Annotated in this window: 17 protein-coding genes and 1 tRNA gene; 13 read left to right on the plus strand and 5 right to left on the minus strand. The window is 63.0% G+C overall.

Going from position 1 to position 21,082, the window contains the following annotated elements:
- Nucleotides 1-14 precede the first annotated feature (14 nt).
- On the plus strand, nucleotides 15-947 hold the full coding sequence (locus tag K3180_RS02280) for a fimbrial biogenesis chaperone (protein WP_221538021.1): 933 nt from the start codon (nucleotides 15-17) through the stop codon (nucleotides 945-947).
- A 6-nt stretch (nucleotides 948-953) separates the two neighbouring features.
- Nucleotides 954-3,710, plus strand: coding sequence for a hypothetical protein (locus tag K3180_RS02285; RefSeq protein ID WP_221538022.1), 2,757 nt, complete (start codon nucleotides 954-956; stop codon nucleotides 3,708-3,710).
- A gap of 76 nt (nucleotides 3,711-3,786) precedes the next feature.
- Here the strand turns inward: K3180_RS02285 and K3180_RS02290 are convergent.
- Nucleotides 3,787-3,860, minus strand: a tRNA-Gln gene (locus K3180_RS02290).
- Between the two features lie 176 nt (nucleotides 3,861-4,036).
- Here K3180_RS02290 and K3180_RS02295 point away from each other — a divergent pair.
- Nucleotides 4,037-5,260, plus strand: a complete 1,224-nt coding sequence (locus K3180_RS02295) for a Ppx/GppA phosphatase family protein (RefSeq protein ID WP_221538074.1) — start codon at nucleotides 4,037-4,039, stop codon at nucleotides 5,258-5,260.
- Nucleotides 5,253-5,915, plus strand: a complete 663-nt coding sequence (locus K3180_RS02300; RefSeq protein WP_221538023.1) for an RlmE family RNA methyltransferase — start codon at nucleotides 5,253-5,255, stop codon at nucleotides 5,913-5,915. Before K3180_RS02295 ends, K3180_RS02300 begins: the two co-directional genes overlap by 8 nt.
- A 60-nt stretch (nucleotides 5,916-5,975) precedes the next feature.
- Here the strand turns inward: K3180_RS02300 and K3180_RS02305 are convergent, their stop codons facing one another.
- A complete protein-coding gene (locus K3180_RS02305) occupies nucleotides 5,976-6,680 on the minus strand; it encodes a c-type cytochrome (RefSeq protein ID WP_221538024.1) in 705 nt (234 codons plus the stop codon).
- Between the two features lie 146 nt (nucleotides 6,681-6,826).
- Here K3180_RS02305 and K3180_RS02310 point away from each other — a divergent pair, with 146 nt between their 5' ends.
- Together K3180_RS02310 and K3180_RS02315 are read left to right on the plus strand one after the other, a co-directional pair.
- A complete protein-coding gene (locus K3180_RS02310; protein ID WP_221538025.1) occupies nucleotides 6,827-7,720 on the plus strand; it encodes a prephenate dehydratase in 894 nt (297 codons plus the stop codon).
- Between the two features lie 115 nt (nucleotides 7,721-7,835).
- On the plus strand, nucleotides 7,836-8,939 hold the full coding sequence (locus tag K3180_RS02315) for an OmpA family protein (RefSeq protein ID WP_221538026.1): 1,104 nt from the start codon (nucleotides 7,836-7,838) through the stop codon (nucleotides 8,937-8,939).
- A gap of 79 nt (nucleotides 8,940-9,018) precedes the next feature.
- Here K3180_RS02315 and K3180_RS02320 read toward each other — a convergent pair whose 3' ends face one another.
- Complete coding sequence (locus K3180_RS02320; RefSeq protein WP_221538027.1) at nucleotides 9,019-10,095, minus strand: isoaspartyl peptidase/L-asparaginase family protein; 1,077 nt, start codon at nucleotides 10,093-10,095, stop codon at nucleotides 9,019-9,021.
- A 112-nt stretch (nucleotides 10,096-10,207) separates the two neighbouring features.
- On the opposite strand from K3180_RS02320, the gene K3180_RS02325 reads away from it, so the two are divergent.
- The 3 genes from K3180_RS02325 (at nucleotide 10,208) to K3180_RS02335 (ending at nucleotide 14,421) form a co-directional block, all read left to right on the plus strand.
- Nucleotides 10,208-11,458, plus strand: coding sequence for a mechanosensitive ion channel (locus tag K3180_RS02325; protein WP_221538028.1), 1,251 nt, complete (start codon nucleotides 10,208-10,210; stop codon nucleotides 11,456-11,458).
- A gap of 114 nt (nucleotides 11,459-11,572) precedes the next feature.
- Entirely contained in the window at nucleotides 11,573-12,535 is a 963-nt protein-coding gene (locus K3180_RS02330) for an SDR family NAD(P)-dependent oxidoreductase (RefSeq protein ID WP_221538029.1), read from the plus strand.
- A gap of 107 nt (nucleotides 12,536-12,642) precedes the next feature.
- Nucleotides 12,643-14,421 carry a DUF885 domain-containing protein gene (locus tag K3180_RS02335; RefSeq protein ID WP_221538030.1) on the plus strand — a complete coding sequence of 593 codons (1,779 nt, stop codon included), beginning with the start codon at nucleotides 12,643-12,645 and terminating at the stop codon, nucleotides 14,419-14,421.
- Between the two features lie 3 nt (nucleotides 14,422-14,424).
- On the opposite strand, the gene K3180_RS02340 is transcribed toward K3180_RS02335, so the two are convergent.
- Nucleotides 14,425-15,438 carry a CorA family divalent cation transporter gene (locus K3180_RS02340; RefSeq protein WP_221538031.1) on the minus strand — a complete coding sequence of 338 codons (1,014 nt, stop codon included), beginning with the start codon at nucleotides 15,436-15,438 and terminating at the stop codon, nucleotides 14,425-14,427.
- Between the two features lie 98 nt (nucleotides 15,439-15,536).
- Between K3180_RS02340 and ispG the strand changes: the two genes are divergently transcribed.
- The 3 genes from ispG to K3180_RS02355 are packed head-to-tail and all read left to right on the plus strand — an operon-like array spanning nucleotide 15,537 to nucleotide 18,336.
- A complete protein-coding gene (gene ispG / locus K3180_RS02345) occupies nucleotides 15,537-16,679 on the plus strand; it encodes a flavodoxin-dependent (E)-4-hydroxy-3-methylbut-2-enyl-diphosphate synthase (RefSeq protein WP_221538032.1) in 1,143 nt (380 codons plus the stop codon).
- Nucleotides 16,680-16,712: 33 nt separating this feature from the next.
- Nucleotides 16,713-17,621, plus strand: a complete 909-nt coding sequence (locus K3180_RS02350) for a histone deacetylase family protein (protein WP_221538033.1) — start codon at nucleotides 16,713-16,715, stop codon at nucleotides 17,619-17,621.
- Between the two features lie 7 nt (nucleotides 17,622-17,628).
- Nucleotides 17,629-18,336, plus strand: a complete 708-nt coding sequence (locus K3180_RS02355) for a murein L,D-transpeptidase catalytic domain-containing protein (RefSeq protein WP_221538034.1) — start codon at nucleotides 17,629-17,631, stop codon at nucleotides 18,334-18,336.
- Nucleotides 18,337-18,360: 24 nt separating this feature from the next.
- Here the strand turns inward: K3180_RS02355 and K3180_RS02360 are convergent, their stop codons facing one another.
- Nucleotides 18,361-19,767, minus strand: coding sequence for a L,D-transpeptidase family protein (locus K3180_RS02360; protein ID WP_221538035.1), 1,407 nt, complete (start codon nucleotides 19,765-19,767; stop codon nucleotides 18,361-18,363).
- 147 nt (nucleotides 19,768-19,914) lie between these two features.
- On the opposite strand from K3180_RS02360, the gene K3180_RS02365 reads away from it, so the two are divergent.
- The gene (locus K3180_RS02365) at nucleotides 19,915-20,802 is read left to right on the plus strand and encodes a DMT family transporter (RefSeq protein WP_221538036.1); all 888 of its coding nucleotides are present in this window, start codon (nucleotides 19,915-19,917) and stop codon (nucleotides 20,800-20,802) included.
- Nucleotides 20,803-21,082: the final 280 nt, after the last annotated feature.

A 21,082-nucleotide genomic window follows, 5' to 3' on the forward strand; every position in this document is an offset into this window, starting at 1 on the left:
ACGGAACCGACCGAATGAAACCTGCCAAGATATTAATGAAATCCGCACTCGCCACCGCTCTTCTGGGCGGCTTCGGCTTTGCTGCTATTGCGCAGGAAGGCACGGCGCAATCCGGGGATGCCGAAACCACGGCCATGCCGGAAGGTGCGGTTGGCGGGATGGGCGATATCAACCTCTACCCCCGCCGGGTCGTCATCCAGGGCCGGCAACGCACCGCGCAGGTCGGCCTGTTCAACCGCACGCCCAATGAAGGCGATTACGAGATCGACATCACCGAAATGGCGATGACGCCCGAGGGGCGCCTGGTCGCGCTCGATCAGGTCGACGATCCCGCGCTTGCAGACCGGGTGAAATCGGCCAAAGACATGATCCGCTGGTCTCCCAAGCGCCTTACCCTGGGCGGGAGCGAGAGCCAGACGATCAGGCTCATGGCCCGCCCCTCGCCGGATACTCCGCCCGGCGAATACCGGGCGCATTTCCTCGCCATTTCGCGTCCTGAGTCTTCCGGCGGCGGCGTGTCGATCGACGAAGTGATCTCGGGCCGCCAGGCGGACGGTATCGGCGTGACGATCAAGCCGCGCTTCGGCATTTCCATTCCCGTCATCGTCAGGGTCGGCGAAACGACGCTGAGCCTCGCTATCGAGAATACGAGACTGGTCGACCTGCCCGACGGCAGGCGCGCCCTCGGCCTCAGGCTGACGCGCGAGGGAACGCGCTCCGCCTATGGCGATGTGCGCGTGTTTCGCGCGGGCGAAGACGAGCCGATCGTGGTCGCACGCGGAGTGGGAATCTATCCCGAAATCGATGCCCGAGATGTGCTGCTGCCATTCACGCTCGACGAAGAGGTAGCCCCGCTCTCGAGCGGCGAGGAACTGCGGGTCGCCTTTATCGACGACGATTACGATCCCGGTGCCGTTCTGGCGGAGGCTGTCTTCACAGCACCCTGATCGCTCGTGGATCGCAGATCAGCCATTCTTCGCGCGATTTTGCGAACCTCCGGCGCTCTTTGCGCCGTCCTTGCCGCGCCTGTAGCAGCCGGGGAAACCGCCGCAGATCCCTCCACCGCCCCCCTGTCACCCCCCGCCGCAGAGCAGGCTGGGACGCCATTCACCGCCCAGGACGAACTCGTTCTCGAATTGCAGATCGAGGGTGCCAATCGCCGCGACACGATCATCGCCTATGGGCGGTTGCCCGAAGTCTACCTGCCTTTCGGATTGATTTCCCGGCTTCTCGATCTCGCGATTTCGACCAGCCCGGACGGGCGCCATGCGAGCGGCTGGATCCTCAACGAAACACGCACCCTGTCGCTGACAGCCGGGCAAGGGTTCGCGGTTCTCGAAGGCCGCGAGATCGCGATAGACGAAGAGGCCGTGGTCGGTTTCGATGGCGAACTCTACGTCCGCCCAACGGTGCTGGAACTGATCCTTCCGGTTGAAGTCGAAGTCGATCTCAGGGCGCAATCGGTCGCGATCGCAACGCTGGAGGTTTTTCCCTTCCAGGCGCGCCAGCGCCGCGACGGACGCCGCGGCTTGCTGGAAAGCCAGGGCACTGCCGACGACGTGACAGAATTCCCGCGCGCCCATACGCCCTATCTTCTCGCGAGCATGCCCAAGGCGGACCTCGAACTAAGGGCAATGTCCGACCAGATCCGGGGCGAACGCCTCGAGGGCGAGCTTTATTTCGCTGGCGATCTCGCTACCGCCAGTGCGGAGATATTCCTTGCCGCGGCGAGCAATGACGGCCTGACCGCCGCCCTGATGGAAATCGGCCGGGACAATCCGGACGGCGGCATGCTGGGCCCGCTCGACGCGACAAGCTTTGCACTGGGCGACATCCAGACCGTCCAGCAACCGGTCGGCCTGCGCAATTCCTTCGGCCGCGGTTTCCGCATTTCGAATGCGGCGCTGGATACGCAGTCGGTGTTCGACGAAATCGATCTGCGCGGGGTCCTGCAGGACGGTTACGAGGTCGAACTCTATCGCAACGGTGTGCTGCTGGGATCGACCGACAGGGCAGTGAACGGCCAATACGAATTCCTCGGGGTTCCCGTGGACTTCGGCATCAATGCGTTCCGGCTCGTGTTCTACGGCCCACAGGGCCAGCAGCGCGAGGAGGTCCGCACCATCCGTGTGGGCGACGGGCGCGTCCGCAAGGGCGAACTGGTCTATGATCTGGGCGTCGTCCAGAACGAACGCACGGTCCTCGACGTTCGCCGCGAAGGTGCGATCGTTCCCCCTTATGCAGGTGGCTGGCGGGCGATTGCGAAAGCCAGCTACGGCCTTTCCCAAAGCCTGACCACCGTGGCGAGCGCCTCGTTCGACGAGGAAGCCGTGAACGGACAGGAACTGGCAGGAACCATCGGCCTGCGGACCGGCTTCGGCAGCACCGGGCTGCGTTTCGACGCCGCCTTCGCATCCGGCGGAGGCCGGGCTTTTGTCGGGGGGCTCAACGGCCGGTTCGGAAATACGAATTTCACCGTGAACCACGGCGAATATTCCGGGGGCTTCGTCGACGAACTGCTCGCCCCGGGAAGGCGCGCTCTATCGCGTGCGACCGACGTCAACCTCTCCACCTCGCTCGACCTGTCGGAGCAGCTGTTCGTGCCGGTCGTCGCCCGTGCGCGCCGCATAGAATACGACGATGGCGCGTTCGAGAATCGCGTCGGCCTGCGCGGATCGATCAGGAAGGGCGACTTCCTGTTTTCGAATTCCGCCGAATATGTGTCGTTCGAGACGGCTGAGGGCTTCGAGGCCGAACAGGCGATCGGCGTATTCGACCTCACCGCCGCCCGGGGCGAGAACACGCGGGTCCGGGCATCGTTCGAATACGAAATATTGCCGACGCTGGAGCCGAACGCGGTATCGCTGGTGGCCGACCGCAATTTCGGCGAGCATTTTCTGTTGCAGGCCGGCGCCGGATACCGCTTCGACGGTTCCAGCCTCACCACCAGCGCCTCGGTCCTCACCCGGCTGGGAAAGACGACGCTGGCACTGGAAGCGGATTACGATTTCCAGCGCAAGTCGCATGCGGTCGCCCTGCGCTGGGGCCTGTCCTTCGGCCGCAGTTCCCGCGGATTTTATGTCGACCATCTTTCCCGCGCCCGGCTCGGTGCGGTCGAGGTCCGCGCCTTCCACGATCGCAATGCCGATGGCGTGAGAAGCGAGGACGAGGCAATCTTCCCGGATCTGGCCTTCTTCTCGCCGAGCGAGACCGTGCTCACCGACGACCGGGGGTACGCGATGATCACCGGCCTTCCCGAACATCGGCCGACCAAGATCCAGCTCGATATGGCCACCCTGCCAGACATCACGCTGGTCCCGGCAGAACCCGGGCTTGAAATCATACCGCGGCGCGGACGCACGCATTCGGCGGAATTCGCCATCGTCAGCGTAGGGGAAGTCGAAGGCACGGTGGTTTTCGTATCCGGATCGGACGAACAGGCCGTCGGCGGGGTCAGGCTGGGCCTGAAGCCGCTCGATACCGAGGGCGAGACGCGCTGGCTGCGAAGCGAGACCGATGGCTATGCCTATTTCGAACAGGTCCGGCCCGGACGATATGCAATCGTCCTCGACCCCGAACAGGCGAAGGGCCTGGGCATCTGCCTGATCGAAGATAGCGAGAGCCTGATTGAGGTCGAACCCGAAGGAGGCGCCTATGCCTTCTCCGCCAGGATATCGCGGTGCCCTTTACTGGCGACCGCGAACGACTGACGCGCGCATTGCTGGATCAGGAGACACGGCACGAACCGCGTCTTGCAAGAACCTTCGAAATGTCGTTGCAGAATATTGGATGCCCCGTGAGGATTCGAACCTCAATTGACGGAGTCAGAGTCCGTAGTCTTACCATTAGACGACGGGGCATCAGCCGTCCGGCATGGCGAGAATCGTTCCCGGGCCGGAGAGAGGCCGCGCATCTAGTTTCGCAGGGGCCCAAGGTCAACCCTTCCGCTTGCCCCCGAGGGTTCCTCCCGCTAGCATCAATGCCAGGTCCCCGCGCGAGGTAGTTTCGCGCGGGAGGAATAATGAAAGATATCCCCATGGCGGAACACTCTCCGCCGGACATGAATAGGGGGCACGGTAAGAAAAGGGGCGGCACGTCCGGCAAGGTAGCCGATTTCCGCTACAAGCGCCCCTCCCGGCCCGAAAAACGCTCCAAGAACAATGGAGCGAAGGCTCGCGATGCGAAGCCGCGCAATGCAATCGGCTCCCAAGGCCCGGCAGATACCGCCGCGCAATTCCACCGTGGTCGCCGGCAGGCCTATGCCGCGCTCGATCTGGGCACGAACAATTGCCGGCTCCTGATTGCACGGCCTTCGGGCGAAAACTTCACTGTGATAGACGCCTTCAGCCGCGTGGTGCGATTGGGCGAAGGGCTGGCGGCGAGTGGGCGCCTGTCCGAAGATGCGATGGAGCGGACGCTCGCCGCGCTTCACGTGTGCGCCGAAAAGCTGCGCCGCCGCCATGTCCATCTGGCCCGCTCGGTCGCCACCGAAGCCTGCCGCCGCGCATCCAATGGTGCGGAATTCATCGAGCGCGTGCGCGAGGAAACCGGCATCGCGCTCGATATCATTTCCGCACAGGAAGAGGCGCGGCTGGCGGTGCTCGGCTGTCATATCCTGCTGGAGGATGGCGAAGGCCCGGCCGTCATCTTCGATATCGGTGGCGGCTCGACCGAACTGGTTCTGGTCGAACCGAGCGGCGCAGTGCCGCGCATCATCGACTGGATGAGCGTGCCCTGGGGAGTCGTTTCGCTGACCGACACGGTGACCGGATCGGACGAGAGTGAAGACCTACGCTTGGATCGCTACCGGCGGATGCGCAAAACCGTGTACGACAGCTTCAAGCCCTTCGCCGAACGCATCCGCGATTTCACGAGGGGCCCGCACCCTATCCGCCTGCTCGGCACCAGCGGCACGGTCACAACGCTCGCCAGCCTGCATCTCGAACTACCGCAATACGACCGGCAGGCGGTCGACGGGTTGATCCTGCCTTCGCAGGCCATGCGCGACATCTCGCTCAAGCTTTCGCACATGAGCGGGGATGACCGGCGACAACTGCCCTGCATCGGCGACGACCGGGCAAACCTCGTGGTGGCCGGCTGCGCAATCCTCGAAAGCATTCTCGACATCTGGCCATCGGTGACGCTGGGCGTGGCCGACCGCGGCATTCGGGAGGGCATACTGCGCAGCCTGATGGCCGCCGATGCCGATGGCGAGCGCAGCCGCGCCGCATTGCAACGCATGAGGGAACAGGATGTCTAGATCTGGCAAGGACAAGGACACCCGCGTGCGCACCGCGAGGAAGCGCACCGCATCTTCGACCCGCTGGCTGCAGCGCCAGCTCAACGATCCCTACGTCAAGCAAGCCAAGGCCGAAGGCTATCGCAGCCGCGCGGCCTACAAGCTGATCGAACTGGACGAGAAATTCGGCCTGCTCAAGGGGGCCGACCGTATCGTCGACCTCGGCATCGCACCGGGCGGCTGGAGCCAGGTTGCGCGCAAGGTGCGCCCCAAGGCGAATGTGGTTGGCATAGACCTGCTCGAAACCGAACCGATCGAGGGCGTCACCATCTTCCAGATGGATTTCATGGACGACGAGGCGCCGCAGGTCCTGGAAAATGCGCTGGGCGGGAAGTCCGATCTGGTGATGAGCGACATGGCGGCAAACACAGTCGGCCACAAGCAGACGGACCACCTGCGGACGATGGGGCTGGTCGAAGCAGCCGCATGGTTCGCGATCGAGAACCTGGACAAGGGCGGAACCTTCCTCGCCAAGGTATTGGCAGGCGGGACCGACAAGGACCTGCTCGACCTGCTGAAGAGGCACTTCAAGACGGTAAAGCACGCCAAGCCGCCTGCAAGCCGTAAAGGCTCGAGCGAATGGTATGTCATCGCGCAAGGCTTCAAGGGCGGCTGACTACGCACACAAAAAACCCCGCACGGGGCGGGGTTCTTCGCTGAATTTTTGAACTCGCGATCAGTCGACCTTGGTCGCACCTTCGTTGTCGGTGGCGGCATTGTCGGTCGGAACGGGCTGGTCGGCGCCCATGCCCGCGGCAGATTCAGCTGCACCGGCTTCGGCACCTTCGACAGGGCCCGGACCCGCGCCGGGAGCATCACCCTCTGCCCCTTCTTCGGCTTCGGGAGCGGCAGGAGCGGGCTTGGCCGGAGCGCCACCGAAGGTTGCGAGATATTCCATGACGTTGGCGCGATCTTCCGGCTTGGACAGGCCGGCAAAGCTCATCTTGGTGCCGTTGGCGAAACCGCGCGGGCTTTCGAGCCATGCGTCCATGTTTTCCCAGGTCCACTGGCCGCCCTTGTCGGCCAGCGCAGAGGAATAGGCAAATCCTGCATGGCCTGCGATGGCCTTGCCCATCGTGCCGTAGAGATTCGGACCGATACCGTTCGCACCGCCCTGTTCGATCGTGTGGCAGGCGGTGCACTTGGCGAAGACCTGCTCACCAGCAGTCGCATCGGCCGAGGCGAGAAGCGTGCCGAGATCGGGACCTGCATCTTCGCCGCCCTCTTCTTCCGCACCTTCGACGAAATAGCCCCATTCGCCGTCTTCGAATTCTTCCTGGCTGTCGGCATGGAAATACATGCCCGAAGCGATCGACGCGCCGAGCGCGACGATGCCGGAAAAGAGAACCCAGCCGGAAGCGGTGTTGAAACGATCGTCCATTGCGTGAAAGCCTGCGAGAATCCGTGGTGATCTGGTGATTGCGCGCCGCTCTAGTGCCGAGTGCGCTATCGCGCAAGTGCCTCGGCAGGCCAGCTACCGGCAATAGCGCTTGCGGCTGGGGATTTGCGCCGATAGCAGCGGTTTGTATGCGTACCTTTGCCAGACCCGCCATCGAGATGGTCGACACCATGCGGCAGATCGCCGCAAGCGATCCCGAGCGCGCCATCGCCTTCGGTGGCGCCCCCGGTTCGAACTCGCACCAGGCAGCGATGCAGTTCGATCCGGACTGCCTGCCGCTGCCCTATCTCGGTTTCGAGGATGCGCTCGATGCGGTGAAGCAGGGCCGCGCCGGCTGCGCGATGATCCCGATCGAGAACAGCCAGCACGGGCGCGTTTCGGACATCCACTTCCTTTTGCCCGACAGCGGGCTGTCCATCGTGGCCGAGCATTTCATGCGTATCACCCATGCGCTGATGGCGACCGGGCCGGGTCCTTTCGAGGCGGCGTACAGCCATCCGCAGGCGCTCGGCCAGTCGCGGGAATATCTGCAGAAGCACGGAATCGTGGCTCTGGCGCATGCCGATACGGCAGGTGCAGCGGCTTATGTGGCGGAGATGCAGGACCCGAAATTCTGCGCCCTTGCCCCCCCGATGGCCGCGCAGCTCTACGGGCTCGACATCATCGAGGAGGCGGTAGAGGACGCGCATGACAACACGACGCGTTTCGTCGTGCTTGCCAATCAAGCGCTTGATCACGCCGCTTTCGACGGTGTTCAGGCGATGACCACTCTCATTTTCGAAGTGAAGAATATCCCCGCCGCCCTCTACAAGGCGCTCGGCTGTTTCGCGACCAATGGCGTCAACATGACCAAGCTGGAAAGCTACCAGAAGGGTGCGAGCTTTGCCGCCACGCGCTTCTATGCCGATATCGAAGGCGCCCCGGGCGATCCGCGGGTCGATGCCGCGCTTGATGAGCTGGAGTTCCAGACGAACGGCGTGCGGCTATTGGGCAGCTACGCGCAGGCGAGGAAGCGGGGATGAAGGAATAATCGACCGCTTCCTTGCAGTCTTGTGTCAATCGGCTCCGAAACAGCGGATAATTGTCATATGTCTCTGCAATCAATGGTTTTCCCGAGCTTCAAGATAGGGGATCACCATGAGGAAGATAGCGATTGGTCTGGCGCTCTGCTCGACCGCGCTCGCATCGCCCGCACTTGCGCGCGATAACGCAGTTTACGTTGAAGCGGGTTTCGGCCCCTCGCTCACCCAGGATTTCGAGATCGAGCCTGTCGATTCTGCCAGTCTCGCCGATGCCGAACTCGAAGCGGATCACGGTTTCGATGGCGGCGTGGCCATCGGATACGATTATGGCAGCTTCCGCATCGAGATCGAAGGCAGCTATCGCGAATTCGATCACGACCGGTTCTCCTTTGCATCCGGCCCCGTCTTCGAAGCTCCGCTGGGAAAATCCACGACTGCCAGCGTCATGGGCAACGCCCTGCTCGACCTTGGCAATGACGACGGCCTGCAATTCTTCGTCGGCGCGGGTGCGGGGTCTGTTTACGTCGACCAGGCAGTCGCGGTGACACCAGGCGGCCTGGAGCAGAACCTCTTCAACGGCGACGAATGGGAATTCGCGTGGCAGGCACTGGCGGGCGTTCGCGCCCCGCTGACCGACAATCTCGACGTTGGCCTGCGTTATCGCTTCTTCAACGTTCCCGGTTACCGGATCGGTGGATCCTTCGGCACGCCTTATATCGAAAGCGACTGGGCTTCGCATTCCATCCTGGGGACCCTGACGCTGAACTTCGGCGAACAGGAAGAGGTCCTGCCGCCACCTCCGCCTCCGCCACCCCCTCCGCCGCCTCCACCTCCGCCCCCGAAGACCCCGCCGCCGCCGGCTCCGGTTTGCGAGCAGGGCCCGTACATCGTCTTCTTCAACTGGGACGAATCGGACATCACGCCGGAAGCAGCGACCATCCTCGACAACGCAGTCTCGGCTTACGCCAACTGCGGCACGGCTTCGGTCATGCTCGCCGGTCACACCGACACCTCGGGTTCGGCGCAGTACAACATGGGCCTCGCCGAACGTCGTAACTCGTCGGTCCGCGACTACCTCACCTCACGCGGTGTCCCCGGTGGTCGTATCTCGAGCGAAGCCTTCGGTGAAACGCAGCTCCGCGTTCCGACCGCCGACGGCGTCCGCGAACTCCAGAACCGCCGGGTGGAAGTCACCTACGGTCCGGGTTCGGGCATGTAAAAAGGTTCAGCCTGCGGGCTGGAACACCGAGAGGGGGCCGGAGCGATCCGGTCCCCTTTTTCGTGGGTGAACCGCCGAGCTACTCGTCGCCGTAAATGGCGACTTCTTGCAATCCTAGGCTATTTGCCCTGGCGCGATACATGCCTGGCGTATTGAAACTGAAGATGGTCGCACCGTCGGGTGTCGCGACGATCACCCCTCCATCACCACCCAATTCGGCAACTTCAGCCAGCACTTCGTCAACGATGGCTTGGCGCAGACGAAATGTGTTTGAAATAAAATGCGTGGCCCCGCTCGCCGCAGCGCTTTGAGCTTCGGCGTCTTTCAATAGCTCGCCTTCAATCCTCAATCGCGTGCAAATCTCATGCGCCACACCCACGCGAATGAAATATTCGCCCCAGCCGGTTGCCGAGACTGCGCAGCTACGATTGTCGGCATAGGTGCCTGCGCCGATCACCGGCGCATCCCCGATGCGGTTCCAGCGCTTGCCGGTCATCCCGCCGGTCGAGGTGCCCGCAGCGAGGTTGCCGTTCCGGTCCAGCGCCACAGCGCCAACCGTACCGAACTTGGCATCGACATCGAGCGCAGAAAGCTCGCGTGCCTTCATCCGTTCGAGCGCTTCGCGGCGGAAATCGGTGCCGAACCAATCGGCCGGGACCAGTTCGAGATCGTGTTCGGCGGCAAAAGTCTCCGCCCCCTTGCCCGCCAGCATCACATGCGGGCTGTCGGTCATCACCTTGCGGGCGAGCGAAATGGGATGGCGAACCGTGGTCACGCCGGCGACCGCGCCTGCATCGCGATCGCGCCCGTCCATGATCGAAGCGTCGAGTTCGTGTCCTCCTTCCCAGGTGAACACCGCGCCGCGCCCGGCATTGAACCGGGGATCGTCCTCCAGCAGCAGGATCACCGCCTCGACTGCATCCAGAGCCTCGCCGCCCTCCGCCAGCACTTTCGCCCCGGCATCGAGCGCCGCCTGCAAGGAGGCGCGATAGGCGGCGTCTTCTTCTGCGCTCATGTTCTCACGCGCGATGGTTCCGGCCCCGCCATGAATGGCGAGCGACCATCCCCCTGCAGCTTCCTGCGCCGAAACGGTGGGGGCGATGCCGGTAAGCGCAAGGGCGAAACCGGCGGCGATCTGGGTCAAAAATCCTCTCATTCCGCCGGGATAGCACGCCTACTTATCCACTCAATAGGCGAGACCGGTTTGAATTTTGCGCTATTGGTGATAGCTCTCGCCGCCACGGAAACCCAAAGGGGAGAGAGGTTTCATGCGTATCGGCAATTATCGCTTCGACGAACACGTTGCGATGCAGGTGATCGAGAAAATCGGTCTCGCACTCATCGTCCTACTCATCACATGGGCTGCGGCAAAAGCCGCGAAATGGGCCTTCGCCAAGCTCGTCGACAATATTTCCTTCTTCCAGCGCGGAACCGGTACCGGCACGTCGCTGGGCGAATCGCTGGGCAAGATCGTGAGCCTGCTGATCTGGCTTTTCGGCCTGCTGGTGATCCTGACCGTACTCGGTCTCGGCTCTGTCGCGGGTCCGGTGGACAGCCTGCTGGAGAATGTCGTCGAATATATTCCGCGCATCGTGGCTGCCGGGCTGATATTCTTCATCGGCATGATGGTGGCGCGGATCGTCCGCGACATCGTGCAGACCGTTCTGCAAACCGTCGATTTCGACAAATGGGCGAATCGCGGCGGTGTCGACAGCGTGACGGGCAACACGGCAATCAGCCGGACCATCGCCACCATCGTCTATGCGATCATCGTCATCTTCGTCGCGATCATGGCGCTCGATGTTCTGGATATCGAAAGCATCTCGGGCCCTGCATCGGATATGCTGCGGATGATCTTTGCTGCGATCCCGAACATAATCGGGGCGGCAATCCTGCTCGGCATCGGCTATCTGATCAGCCGCTTTGTGGTTCAGATACTCAAGGAAGTGCTGCCGGGCCTCGGCGTCGACCGGGCACTGGCGGAAAGCGGAATGATGGCCGAAGGCGCCCGCGCCTCCAGCATCATCGCACGCGTGGTACAGGTGGCAATCATCCTGTTCTTCGCCATTGCGGCCACCCGCCTGCTGGGCTTTCCGGAACTGACCCGCATTCTGGACCAGGTGCTCGAGCTTGGCGGCAGGGTCATCTTCGGTGCGGTGGTGATCGCTTTCGGCTTCTTCATCGCCAACCTGCTCGCCCGCCTGATCGACGATGATGGACAGAACACGACCGCAGCGACGATCGTGCGCTGGGCAACGATCATCCTGTTCGTCTTCATGGGCCTGCAGTTCACCGGCATCGGTGGAATGATCCCGGCCAATGCACTGACGATCCTGATTGCTGGCGTGGCCGTGGCGGGTGCTCTGGCCTTCGGTCTCGGCGGTCGCGACTGGGCGGCGCGCAAGCTCGAGGAGATGGACAGCGACCTTGGGGGAGGTTCTGCTTCTTCGGCATCGAAGCCCAAGCGGAGCAAGGCATCCGCTCCGAAAAGCGACGATCCGCTGCCCCCCGGCGCGTGATCGCAAGGTGACGTAACCGCAGGGAGAGAGGGGTTGACTGGGGCGCGGGATTAAGTTCTCGCGCCCCATTTTGTTTGTGCTACGTCCCCGACGGTATCCGGGAGAATCTGACTTATGAGTGAGTTCGGCTTTTCGAGCACCGCGGACGAAGTTCTGGCGGACAGGCATCTGGGCGGGCGCACCGCTCTTGTAACCGGCGGCTATTCCGGCCTTGGGCGTGAAACCGCGCGCGCGATGGCTGCGAAGGGCGTGCACATTATCCTGTCGGGCCGCGATACGACCAAGCTTGGCGCTGCCGCCGATTCCATTGCCGAGGAAACCGGGGCATCGGTCGATACTCTGGTATGCGACCTCGCTTCGCTGAAAAGCATCCGCGAAGCGGCCGAGCGCGCATTGACGCGCTTCGAAAAGATCGACCTCCTGATCAACAATGCCGGGGTCATGGCCTGCGACGAGGCGAAGACCGCCGACGGGTTCGAAATGCAGTTCGGCACCAACCATCTGGGCCATTTCCTGCTGACGAACCTGCTGATGCCATTGATCGCGAAGGGGGACCGGCCGCGCATCGTCAACCTCTCGAGCCGCGGCCACCATATCGCCCCGGTAGATTTCGGCGATCCGAACTTCGAAAACCGCTCCTATGACAAATGGATCAGCTACGGGCAGTCGAAGACGGCCAATGTGCTGTTTGCCGTGGGGCTTGAACAGCGGCTCGCCGACAGGGGCATTCACGCCTATGCGCTGCATCCGGGCGGCATCCATACCAATCTCGGTCGGCATATGAGCGAAGAGGACATGCAAAGCCTGATCGAGCGTATCCGCAAGGCGGCGGAGGAACGCGGCGAAAAGCCGCAGCCGTTCAAGACCATTCCGCAAGGCGCGGCCACGACCTGCTGGGTCGCCACTGCCGACGAGCTGGAAGGCACCGGCGGCCTCTATTGCGAGGATTGCCATGTCGCGAGCGAGGATAACGAGGATACATCGGGCGGCGTGCGAAGCTATGCTGTGGACCGCGCAAACGCCGAACGTCTGTGGGCACTGAGCGAGGAAATGGTGGGGCAGGAATTCGCCTATTGAGCGCAGCGCTCGTCCAGTTGCCACGGCGCTTCGTCGGTTCGCGTATTGATATCCTGTGCGGCCTGTCGCAGGCCCGATCTCATATTCGAACGGAGGGGAGAATACCCATGAAGACTTTCGCAGCCGCCATCGCGCTCGCCACTGCCGCCACATGGCCCGCGGCCCCCTTGTTCGCGCAGGAGGCCGAAGCTCCGGCCACGCCGGACTGGACCGAAACGAGCAACGTCTACACCCAGAAGCTGATCGACTTCGAAGCGGGCTTCTATCCCGAAGGCGCGAGCCAGGCGGGATACGAACAATATGACGGCCTGACCTTCGACCTCTCCGCCGACAGCACCGAACGATATGTCGCCGGCGCGCGCGAGCTGCGCGCCGAATTCGCCGCGGCGATGGCGAGCGAGACGAACCCCTTTGTGAAGCAGGACCTTGCGATCCTCATCGACAGCCTCGACCGGTCGATCCTCTCCTCCGAGCTGAACGAGCGCATGATGCTCGAATGGGCGGAACTGCCGCAGAGCATCTTCTATTCGATCGGTGCGATGCTGTCGGACCAGACGGCGGAGCACCGCCGCGCATCTGCCGTCCAGCTGCTGCGCCGCTACACCGGGGTTGCCGACGGGTTCGAACCCTATACCGAGCTGGCCAAGGCGCGGTTCGAGGAAAGCCGGGGCGACGGCAAGATCGGCCCCTACCGCGTCGAAGTGCAGGAATCGATCGGCAAGATCCCGACCTTTGCCGCCGGTATCCGCGAACTGTTCGAGAAATACGACATCGACGGCGCGGACGAAGCGCTGGATGCGATGGACGCGCAGTTCGCCGATTATGGCGAATGGACGCAGGAAGTCGTTCTGCCCGCCGCGCGCGGCGAGGCACGGCTGCCCGAAGAACTCTATGCACTCAATCTGCGCAATGTCGGCATCGACATGGACCCGCGCGAGGCCATGAGCCGGGCCCGCCGCGGCTTCTATGAAATCCGCGCGCAGATGGAAGCGCTCGCCCCGCAGATCGCTGAAAAGAACGGCTGGGAGGAAACCGACATGGCTTCGGTCATGGCGCGCCTCAAGCAGCAGACCATCCCGAACGACGAGATCGAGGAATTCTACCAGGGCGTGAACCGCGAACTGGAAGCGAAGATCCGCGCAAACGACATCGTCTCACTTCCCGATACCGAGCTGCAGATGCGTGTCGCCTCGCAGGCCGAAAGCGCCGCCCAGCCCGCCCCGCACATGCGCCCGCCGCGCCTGATCGGGAACACGGGCGAACAGGGCACCTTCGTCCTGACCGTGGGCAATCCCACCGCCAGCGCGGACGACGTCTACGACGATTTCAACCACCCCGCAGCCAGCTGGACGCTGAGCGCGCATGAAGCGCGCCCGGGCCATGAAATGCAATTCGCAGCGCTGGTCGAACAGGGCGTGTCGCTCGCGCGGATGCTCTACGCCTTCAACAGCGTGAACGTCGAAGGCTGGGCGCTGTACGCCGAGGCGGAAATGCTCCCGCACGAACCGATCGAAGGGCAGTTCATCGCCCAGCAGTTCCGCCTGCTGCGTGCCGCGCGCGCCTTCCTCGACCCGGCGCTCAACCTCGGCCTGATGACCCGTGAAGAGGCCGAGCGCGTGCTGCGCGAGGACGCCCTGTTCTCACCCGGCATGACCAAGCAGGAGCTGGACCGTTACCAGTTCCGCATGCCCGGACAGGCGGGATCGTATTATTATGGCTATCGCAAGCTGATCGACCTGCGCGTGGAAACCGAACTGGCGCTGGGTGAGGACTTCAACGAGAAGGCCTTCAACGACTTCCTGCTCAGCCAGGGGATCATCCCGCTCGAACTGATCGCCAAGGCCGTGCGCGAGGAATTCATTCCTTCGCAGCGCAGCGGCGGCTGACGGCTAGAGCCAGCGGAGTCGCCAGAAGATCGCCAAGATACCAAGCGTAATCGCTCCGCAGGCAGCGAACACTCCCCAAAAAGCCCAAGACTGATCTGCCCATGGTATCCCGGCCACATTGCTTCCAAGAAGGCCGGTGAAAAACGTCAACGGTAAGAAGACGCCTGCCATGACGCCCAGCTTGTAGGTCGCCTGCTGACTGATCGCCTGGGCGCGTGCGCGTAGTTCGTCCTGCAGTACAACCGCGCTTTCCTTGCTGATATTTATATCGTCGAGGTGGCGACGCAGTCGTGCTATCGACTCGACGATTTCGCGGCGATCGTGCTTGGCGAACCAGCCGGGTGCTTCGCGACTGATCTGCTCCAGCGCTTCGTGTTGGGGGGAAAGATGGCGCTGAAGCGCGAGACAGTCGCGACGGATTTCGGCGATCATTCGAGAGTGTTCATGTAGACCGCTTCCAGCGAGGTCTTCTTTTTCCAGCTGATCGATCGCATCGTTGATGTCCATGATGGTCAGGCTCAGGTGATCCATCATTAGTTCCACAATCTGGGTGATCATGGCCCCCGCATCGCGCGGTCCCGCTCCGCGGTCGAGCATATCACGCACTTCGTTCGGACTCTGCTGCGGTGCTCTCCGAAAAGTGAGAATGCGTGTGCCGTCGCTCCACAACTGCATCGAGATCATATCTTCCGGTTCGGCACCGGCATTAAAATTGAGATCTCGCAAAGTGGCGACCAATGCATCGCTTTCGCGAAAGGCACGTGGGCGTGTCTGGTCGGAAACCAATAGTTCGCAGGTCGGGTCCGGTACGTGGTAGGAATCCTTGAGCCAAACATCCACGCCGGGACAGCTGCGGAGCAAGTGAAGCCACAGCACCTCGTCGGGGTGCTGGGGGGACCATTGCTGCGCTTCCTTCCATTCAATCCGCCGCGCGCCTCCTTTTCCGTCGAGCACCCGGCCTATCAGCAGGGGGCAATCATCTTCCTCGGATGGCTCGGTCACGAGTGTGGCTGTCATCACCCGACTATGCCGCAGGTGATGGCGGCTGCCTATGGCTTTTCGTTAGGACTTTGCTGTCATTGCCCCTTCATCATTGGGCCTCTATATCGCGGGACATGTCCTCGATACGTCCCTGGCGCACCATAGAGCGCCGTCAGTCCCGCCAGATCATGGTCGGCAGCGTCCCTGTGGGGGGCGATGCGCCGATCAGCGTGCAGACCATGACCAACACCCCGACCGAGGACGTGGGCGCGACGATCGACCAGATCCGACGGTGCGAGGATGTGGGTGCGGACATCATTCGCGTATCCTGCCCGACCGAGGAATCGACGGCGCGCTTCGACGAGATTACGCGCGCCGCCAACGTCCCGATCGTTGCGGACATCCATTTTCACTACAAGCGCGCTCTAGAAGCGGCGGACAAGGGCGCGGCCTGCCTGCGGATCAACCCGGGCAATATCGGCTCGTCCGAGCGGGTCGCCGAAGTCGTGCGTGCGGCGAAAGCCAATGGCTGCGCGATCCGTATCGGGGTGAACGCAGGCAGCCTCGAAAAGGACCTGCTGGAAAAATACGGCGAGCCTTGCCCCGAGGCGCTGATCGAAAGCGCGCTCGATCATATCAAGCTGCTGCAGGATCACGACTTCCACGAATACAAGGTGGCGGTGAAGGCCAGCGACGTGTTTCTGGCCGTCGCCGCCTATCACGGACTCGCGGACGCAGTGGATTGCCCGCTGCATCTCGGCATTACCGAGGCAGGCGGACTGATCGGCGGCACGGTCAAGAGTTCGATCGGCATCGGCAGCCTGCTGTGGGCCGGCATCGGCGACACGATCCGCGTCAGCCTTTCGGCGGAGCCCGAACAGGAAGTGAAGGTCGGCTTCGAAATGCTGAAGGCGCTGGGCCTGCGCACGCGCGGGGTCCGCGTGGTGTCCTGTCCCAGCTGCTCGCGTCAGGGCTTCGACGTGATCCGAACGGTCGAAGCGCTCGAAAAACGGCTCGAACACATCAAGACACCGATGAGCCTTTCGGTCCTCGGCTGCGTGGTCAACGGCCCCGGCGAAGCGCGCGAGACCGATATCGGGCTGACTGGTGGCGGTTCGGGCAAGCACATGGTCTATCTCTCCGGCGTGAAGAACCACCATATCGAGAGTGAGGACATGCTCGACCATATCGTGAAGCTGGTCGAGGAAAAGGCTGCCGCCATCGAGGCGGGAGAGGCAATCGCATTCGATCCGCATGCGCGGGAAGCCGCGGAATAAGCCCTGCTCCACGTCGTCCACCACGCCGATTACATGGCCCCCGCCCCGACGCGCGGGACCTTCCGGTTCGACAAGTACATGGCGGTGATGGTGGCCCTTCGCGAAAGCGGCTATCCGATCACCGAGCACGCCCCGCCGCCCATGCCGCGCCGCTGGCTGGAGGCAGTGCATTGTCCTGACTATGTCGAGGCGGTCTTCACCGCCAGCGTCCCGCGCGAGAAGGAACGGCGGATCGGATTTCCGGTAACGCAGCATATCGCGCAGCGCGTGGCGCACACGAATGGCGGGACCTGGCTCGCCGCCCAGCTAGCCAAAGAACATGGCTATGCGGCCAATTCCGCCGCCGGGAGCCACCACGCGCTCTATGACACCGGGGCCGGATACTGCGTGTTCAACGACCTTGCCGTCTGCGCCAATCGCCTGATCGCGGAAGGCGACGCGCAGCGCGTGCTGATCGTCGACTGCGACGTGCATCAGGGCGACGGCACGGCGAGCCTGACTGCGGGGCGTGACGACATCTTCACCCTCTCGCTCCACGCCGAAAAGAACTTTCCCGTGCGCAAGGCCCGTTCCAGCCTCGACGTGCCGCTGCCCGACGGCGTGGATGACGATGGCTATCTCGAAACGCTGGACCGGCACCTTCCCGGCGTCCTCGAGGAGTTTTGTCCCGATCTCGTGCTCTTCCAGGCCGGAGTGGACGTGCATGGAAAAGACAGGCTCGGCCGATTGGCCCTGACCGATGTGGGAATCGCGCGGCGGGATGCCTACGTCATCGGCGCAATCCGGCAGCGGGGGCTGCCCGTGGCCAGCGCCCTGGGCGGCGGGTATGGCGAAGATCCGCGCGAAGTAGCGGACCGGCACGCGCTTTCCATGCTTACCTGTGCGCGAACCAATACGGAATTCGCTCGTTCAGCTTCCGATAGTATTCACCTTGCTATATAGTGGCAGCATGAACCGCCGCGATCTTCTCAAGGGCACGCTTGCCGCGGGAGCCGCCGCCAGCATGGCGGGCCGCGCTTTTGCCCAGCCCAACCCCACCGCCAGCCGTGACAGCCAGCTTTTCGCCCTCGCCCGCGAGCAACTTGCACGTGTGGGCGACTGGATCTGGAAGAAAGATATCGTCGGCATCGCCGATTTCGCGCTGCATTCTTCGCAGCAGCGCTTCCATTTCGTCGATTTGGTGAACGAACGGGTCGAAAGCTACCACGTCAGCCACGGAACGGGCTCCGACAGCGAGCATGACGGCTGGCTCAAGCGCTATTCCAATATCGAAGGTAGCGAGGCGACCAGCCGGGGCGCCTATATGACGCGCAGCTGGTATACGGGCCGCTACGGCACGTCGATCCGCCTCGATGGTCTCGATCCGACGAATTCCAATGCCCTGCCGCGTGCCATCGTGATGCATGAAGCGGAATACGCACGGCCGGAGCATGTCCAGCAATGGGGCCGGCTTGGCCGGTCCAACGGCTGTTTTGCCCTAGGCCCGGAGCAGTTCGACAATGTCCTGTTGAATCTGAGCGGCGGCCGCCTGTTGTTTGCCGACAGCATCGGCCTGGCCGCAGACGGCAGCCGTCTGACGCCGCCGATCACGCAAACCGAACTTCTGCGCAACGAGTATGGCGGGACCTTCGAACGGACCAATCCGGGCGTTTTCTGATCACCCGGATTGGCGCGGTTCGGTTTAACTGATCTGCATGTCGTCGATTATCTCGACGGCTTCCTCGCTGGTTTCGCGGGCCCGGTCGGACACGCGCGGCGCGTCGAGCGCCTTCAGCACCGGCGCGTCGCGGTCGTAGATGTCCTTGAAGGTCTTCATCTCGCCGTTCACATCGGTCGCCATGGTAAAATAGGTGATATAGACCGGCCACTGCTTCTTCATCGGATAGCGAGTGTATTTGCCGCTCGTGGTAATTTCCGACACTTCCTGCTGGATCGCCGGAATATCCTCGCGGCTGGTGGCATTGCCCAGCATCGACATGGTCATCGCCAGTTCGCGTGCGCCCTGCACACGGATGCAGCCGTGGCTCAGCGCGCGATTGTCCTGGTTGAACAGATGGCGGCTGGGCGTGTCGTGCAGGAAGATCGCGTGCTCGTTCGGCATGTCGAGCTTCATCAGGCCGAGCGAGTTCTGCGGGCCGGGCTGCTGGACCACGGTGATCCAGCCATTGGCGCCCTTGGTCGCCTTGTACCCGGCACTGCGGGCCCAAGCCGGGTTGTTGAGGACCTTTGCCCCCAGACCTTCGCCCTTCACGATCGACTGCGGGACGGTCCATGTCGGATTGTAGATCACAGCCTCGACCATTTCGGCCAGCTGCGGAGTCGCGGTGCGTCCCGGCTTGCCGACGACGGTGCGGTAGCTCTTGATGATCTTGCCGTTGACCGTCAGGCGCAGCATGTATTCCGGCACGTTGGTGACGAGATACTGCTTGCCCAGATCCTGCGGCAGCCAGCGCCAGCGGTCCATGTTCGCGCGGATCAGCTTGATGCGCGCAGGATCGGTCGTGGTGGCGAGTTCTTCGCGCAGCGCCGCATAATCGGGATGGACAGGATTAAGCGAAGCAAGCGTCCCGGTGATGTCGCCGCTGGCCAGCGCATCTTCGAGCAGCTTCCAGGTCGGCATGCGGTCGGCATCCGGATCGACGACGAACCACTGGCGGCGTGAATCCATTGGCGTGCGCCCGTCGCGCAGGTCTTCGACCATCCAGACGAAAATCTCGCTGGCCAGCCGGTTGAGTTCCTCGCCCTCGCCTGCGGCAATGGCTGCCTTCAACTCGGACGCGCGATAGTCCGACGGGTTGAGTCCTTCCGCCTTCATGCCGGGAATGAAGGCCAATAGATCTTCCGCCTGGGCAATCGTCCATACGCCCTCGAGCGAGGGGATTTCCTGCACCACCTCGCCGCTCTGCATGCGGATATCGCCGAACGCTTCATCAACCGTCCGGCCCGTTCTCGGTTGGGCGGAAGGTGCCGTCTCTTGCGCCTCGGGCTGCGGCAGGATGCTTTCGGGTGCGGCGTCCTGCGCGCCTGCCGAAGTGGCAAGGATGGCCGCGGTGATCGCGGTGCCTGTGATAATCTTCAAACTTTTCATATTGGCCCACCAGAAATGCCGGGAACGGGAAAAGGTCCCGCTTAATCGGCGCTATCCACTATAAACTTTCCAACACAATCGGCGATCCCGGCTTACCCACTGCTGAACCGGGTGACGCATGCGCCGGAGCGCCCTATGGCAGGAAGAATGAGCGCCAGCGACCCTTCGATCAAGCCGATCCTGGCTGCCCTGGCAGGCATCGCGCTCTATTCCGCCATGGACGCGGTGATGAAGAGCGCCAGCATCGCGATCGGAGCCTATAGCGCCTATCTCCTGCGCTGCGCGATCGGGTTTGCCATCATCGCCCCCATCTGGTGGTGGCGGGGAGGCAAGCTGCCGGTTCGGGCCGTCTGGCGGGTTCATCTTGTCCGCGGAGTGGTGGTCGCCTTCATGGGCTGGACCTTCTTCGCCTCGCTCGTCCATCTGCCTCTGGCAGAAGCGATCGCAATCAGCTTCGTCGCGCCGCTGATCGCACTCTATCTTTCCGCCATCCTGCTCGGCGAACAGATCGAACGGCGCGCAGTGGTGGCCGCCCTGCTGGGCCTTGCAGGCGTTATCGTGATCGTCGGCGACCGCCTTGGACGCCAGACGATGACCGACGACGCGGCCAAAGGACTGGCATTGATCGGCATTTCGGCGATTCTCTACGCCTGGAACCTCGTTCTCCAGCGGCAGCAGGCGCTGGTCGCCGGACCGGCAGAGGTCAGCACGTTCCAGAACGGCATCGTCACCTTGGTCCTGCTTGCCGGTGCGCCCTTCCTCCTCGAATGGCCCGAAACCCGCGCATGGCTGGAAATCGGCGCCGGCGCGCTGCTGGCGGTAGGAGCCGCACTGTTCTTCGCCTGGGCCTATGCCCGCGCGCAGGCGCAGCAACTCGTTCCGATAGAATATACCGGCTTCCTCTGGGCATCGCTCTTCGGCTGGCTCTATTTCGGGGAGGGCGTCAGCGGCACGACCATCATCGGCGCGCTGTTGATTGTCGCAGGGTGCTGGATTGCGACCCGCAGGCGGCGACCCGAGCAGACCGCGCTCTAGCGCTGGGCGCTGGCTACCGCGGGTGCAGGTGCGGCTTCGCCGGCTGGAGCTTCTCAGCCCGCAAAGGTGAAGGCTGCGGTAAACATACCGGCCACACCGAGGGCAGCAGCGACAACAGCGAGACGAAGGGGTCGGTGCGACTTGTCCGTCGCGTCCAGCGGGCCACTCATGGTTCCTCTCCTCATCGGGCCGCGCGCTATCGCCATTATCGACCGTGCGCGCCATTTGCCCCAATTTTGCCTTAATAAGCGCTGAAGAGCCGTCCGGGTTCCCGCCGAAG

The sequence above is a fragment of the Qipengyuania huizhouensis genome, from assembly GCF_019711635.1.
GTDB lineage: Bacteria > Pseudomonadota > Alphaproteobacteria > Sphingomonadales > Sphingomonadaceae > Qipengyuania > Qipengyuania huizhouensis.

Excerpts from the sequence above, each read along its gene's own strand:
- K3180_RS02350 (WP_221538033.1), top strand. The coding sequence starts at position 16,713 with ATGGCCCCCGCCCCGACGCGCGGGACCTTCCGGTTCGACAAGTACATG.
- K3180_RS02315 (WP_221538026.1), top strand. The coding sequence starts at position 7,836 with ATGAGGAAGATAGCGATTGGTCTGGCGCTCTGCTCGACCGCGCTCGCA.
- K3180_RS02310 (WP_221538025.1), top strand. The coding sequence starts at position 6,827 with ATGCGTACCTTTGCCAGACCCGCCATCGAGATGGTCGACACCATGCGG.
- K3180_RS02325 (WP_221538028.1), top strand. The coding sequence starts at position 10,208 with ATGCGTATCGGCAATTATCGCTTCGACGAACACGTTGCGATGCAGGTG.
- K3180_RS02300 (WP_221538023.1), top strand. The coding sequence starts at position 5,253 with ATGTCTAGATCTGGCAAGGACAAGGACACCCGCGTGCGCACCGCGAGG.
- K3180_RS02330 (WP_221538029.1), top strand. The coding sequence starts at position 11,573 with ATGAGTGAGTTCGGCTTTTCGAGCACCGCGGACGAAGTTCTGGCGGAC.
- K3180_RS02280 (WP_221538021.1), top strand. The coding sequence starts at position 15 with ATGAAACCTGCCAAGATATTAATGAAATCCGCACTCGCCACCGCTCTT.
- K3180_RS02340 (WP_221538031.1), bottom strand. The coding sequence starts at position 15,438 with ATGACAGCCACACTCGTGACCGAGCCATCCGAGGAAGATGATTGCCCC.
- ispG (WP_221538032.1), top strand. The coding sequence starts at position 15,537 with ATGTCCTCGATACGTCCCTGGCGCACCATAGAGCGCCGTCAGTCCCGC.
- K3180_RS02320 (WP_221538027.1), bottom strand. The coding sequence starts at position 10,095 with ATGAGAGGATTTTTGACCCAGATCGCCGCCGGTTTCGCCCTTGCGCTT.
- K3180_RS02335 (WP_221538030.1), top strand. The coding sequence starts at position 12,643 with ATGAAGACTTTCGCAGCCGCCATCGCGCTCGCCACTGCCGCCACATGG.
- K3180_RS02360 (WP_221538035.1), bottom strand. The coding sequence starts at position 19,767 with ATGAAAAGTTTGAAGATTATCACAGGCACCGCGATCACCGCGGCCATC.
- K3180_RS02305 (WP_221538024.1), bottom strand. The coding sequence starts at position 6,680 with ATGGACGATCGTTTCAACACCGCTTCCGGCTGGGTTCTCTTTTCCGGC.
- K3180_RS02295 (WP_221538074.1), top strand. The coding sequence starts at position 4,037 with ATGGCGGAACACTCTCCGCCGGACATGAATAGGGGGCACGGTAAGAAA.
- K3180_RS02365 (WP_221538036.1), top strand. The coding sequence starts at position 19,915 with ATGAGCGCCAGCGACCCTTCGATCAAGCCGATCCTGGCTGCCCTGGCA.
- K3180_RS02355 (WP_221538034.1), top strand. The coding sequence starts at position 17,629 with ATGAACCGCCGCGATCTTCTCAAGGGCACGCTTGCCGCGGGAGCCGCC.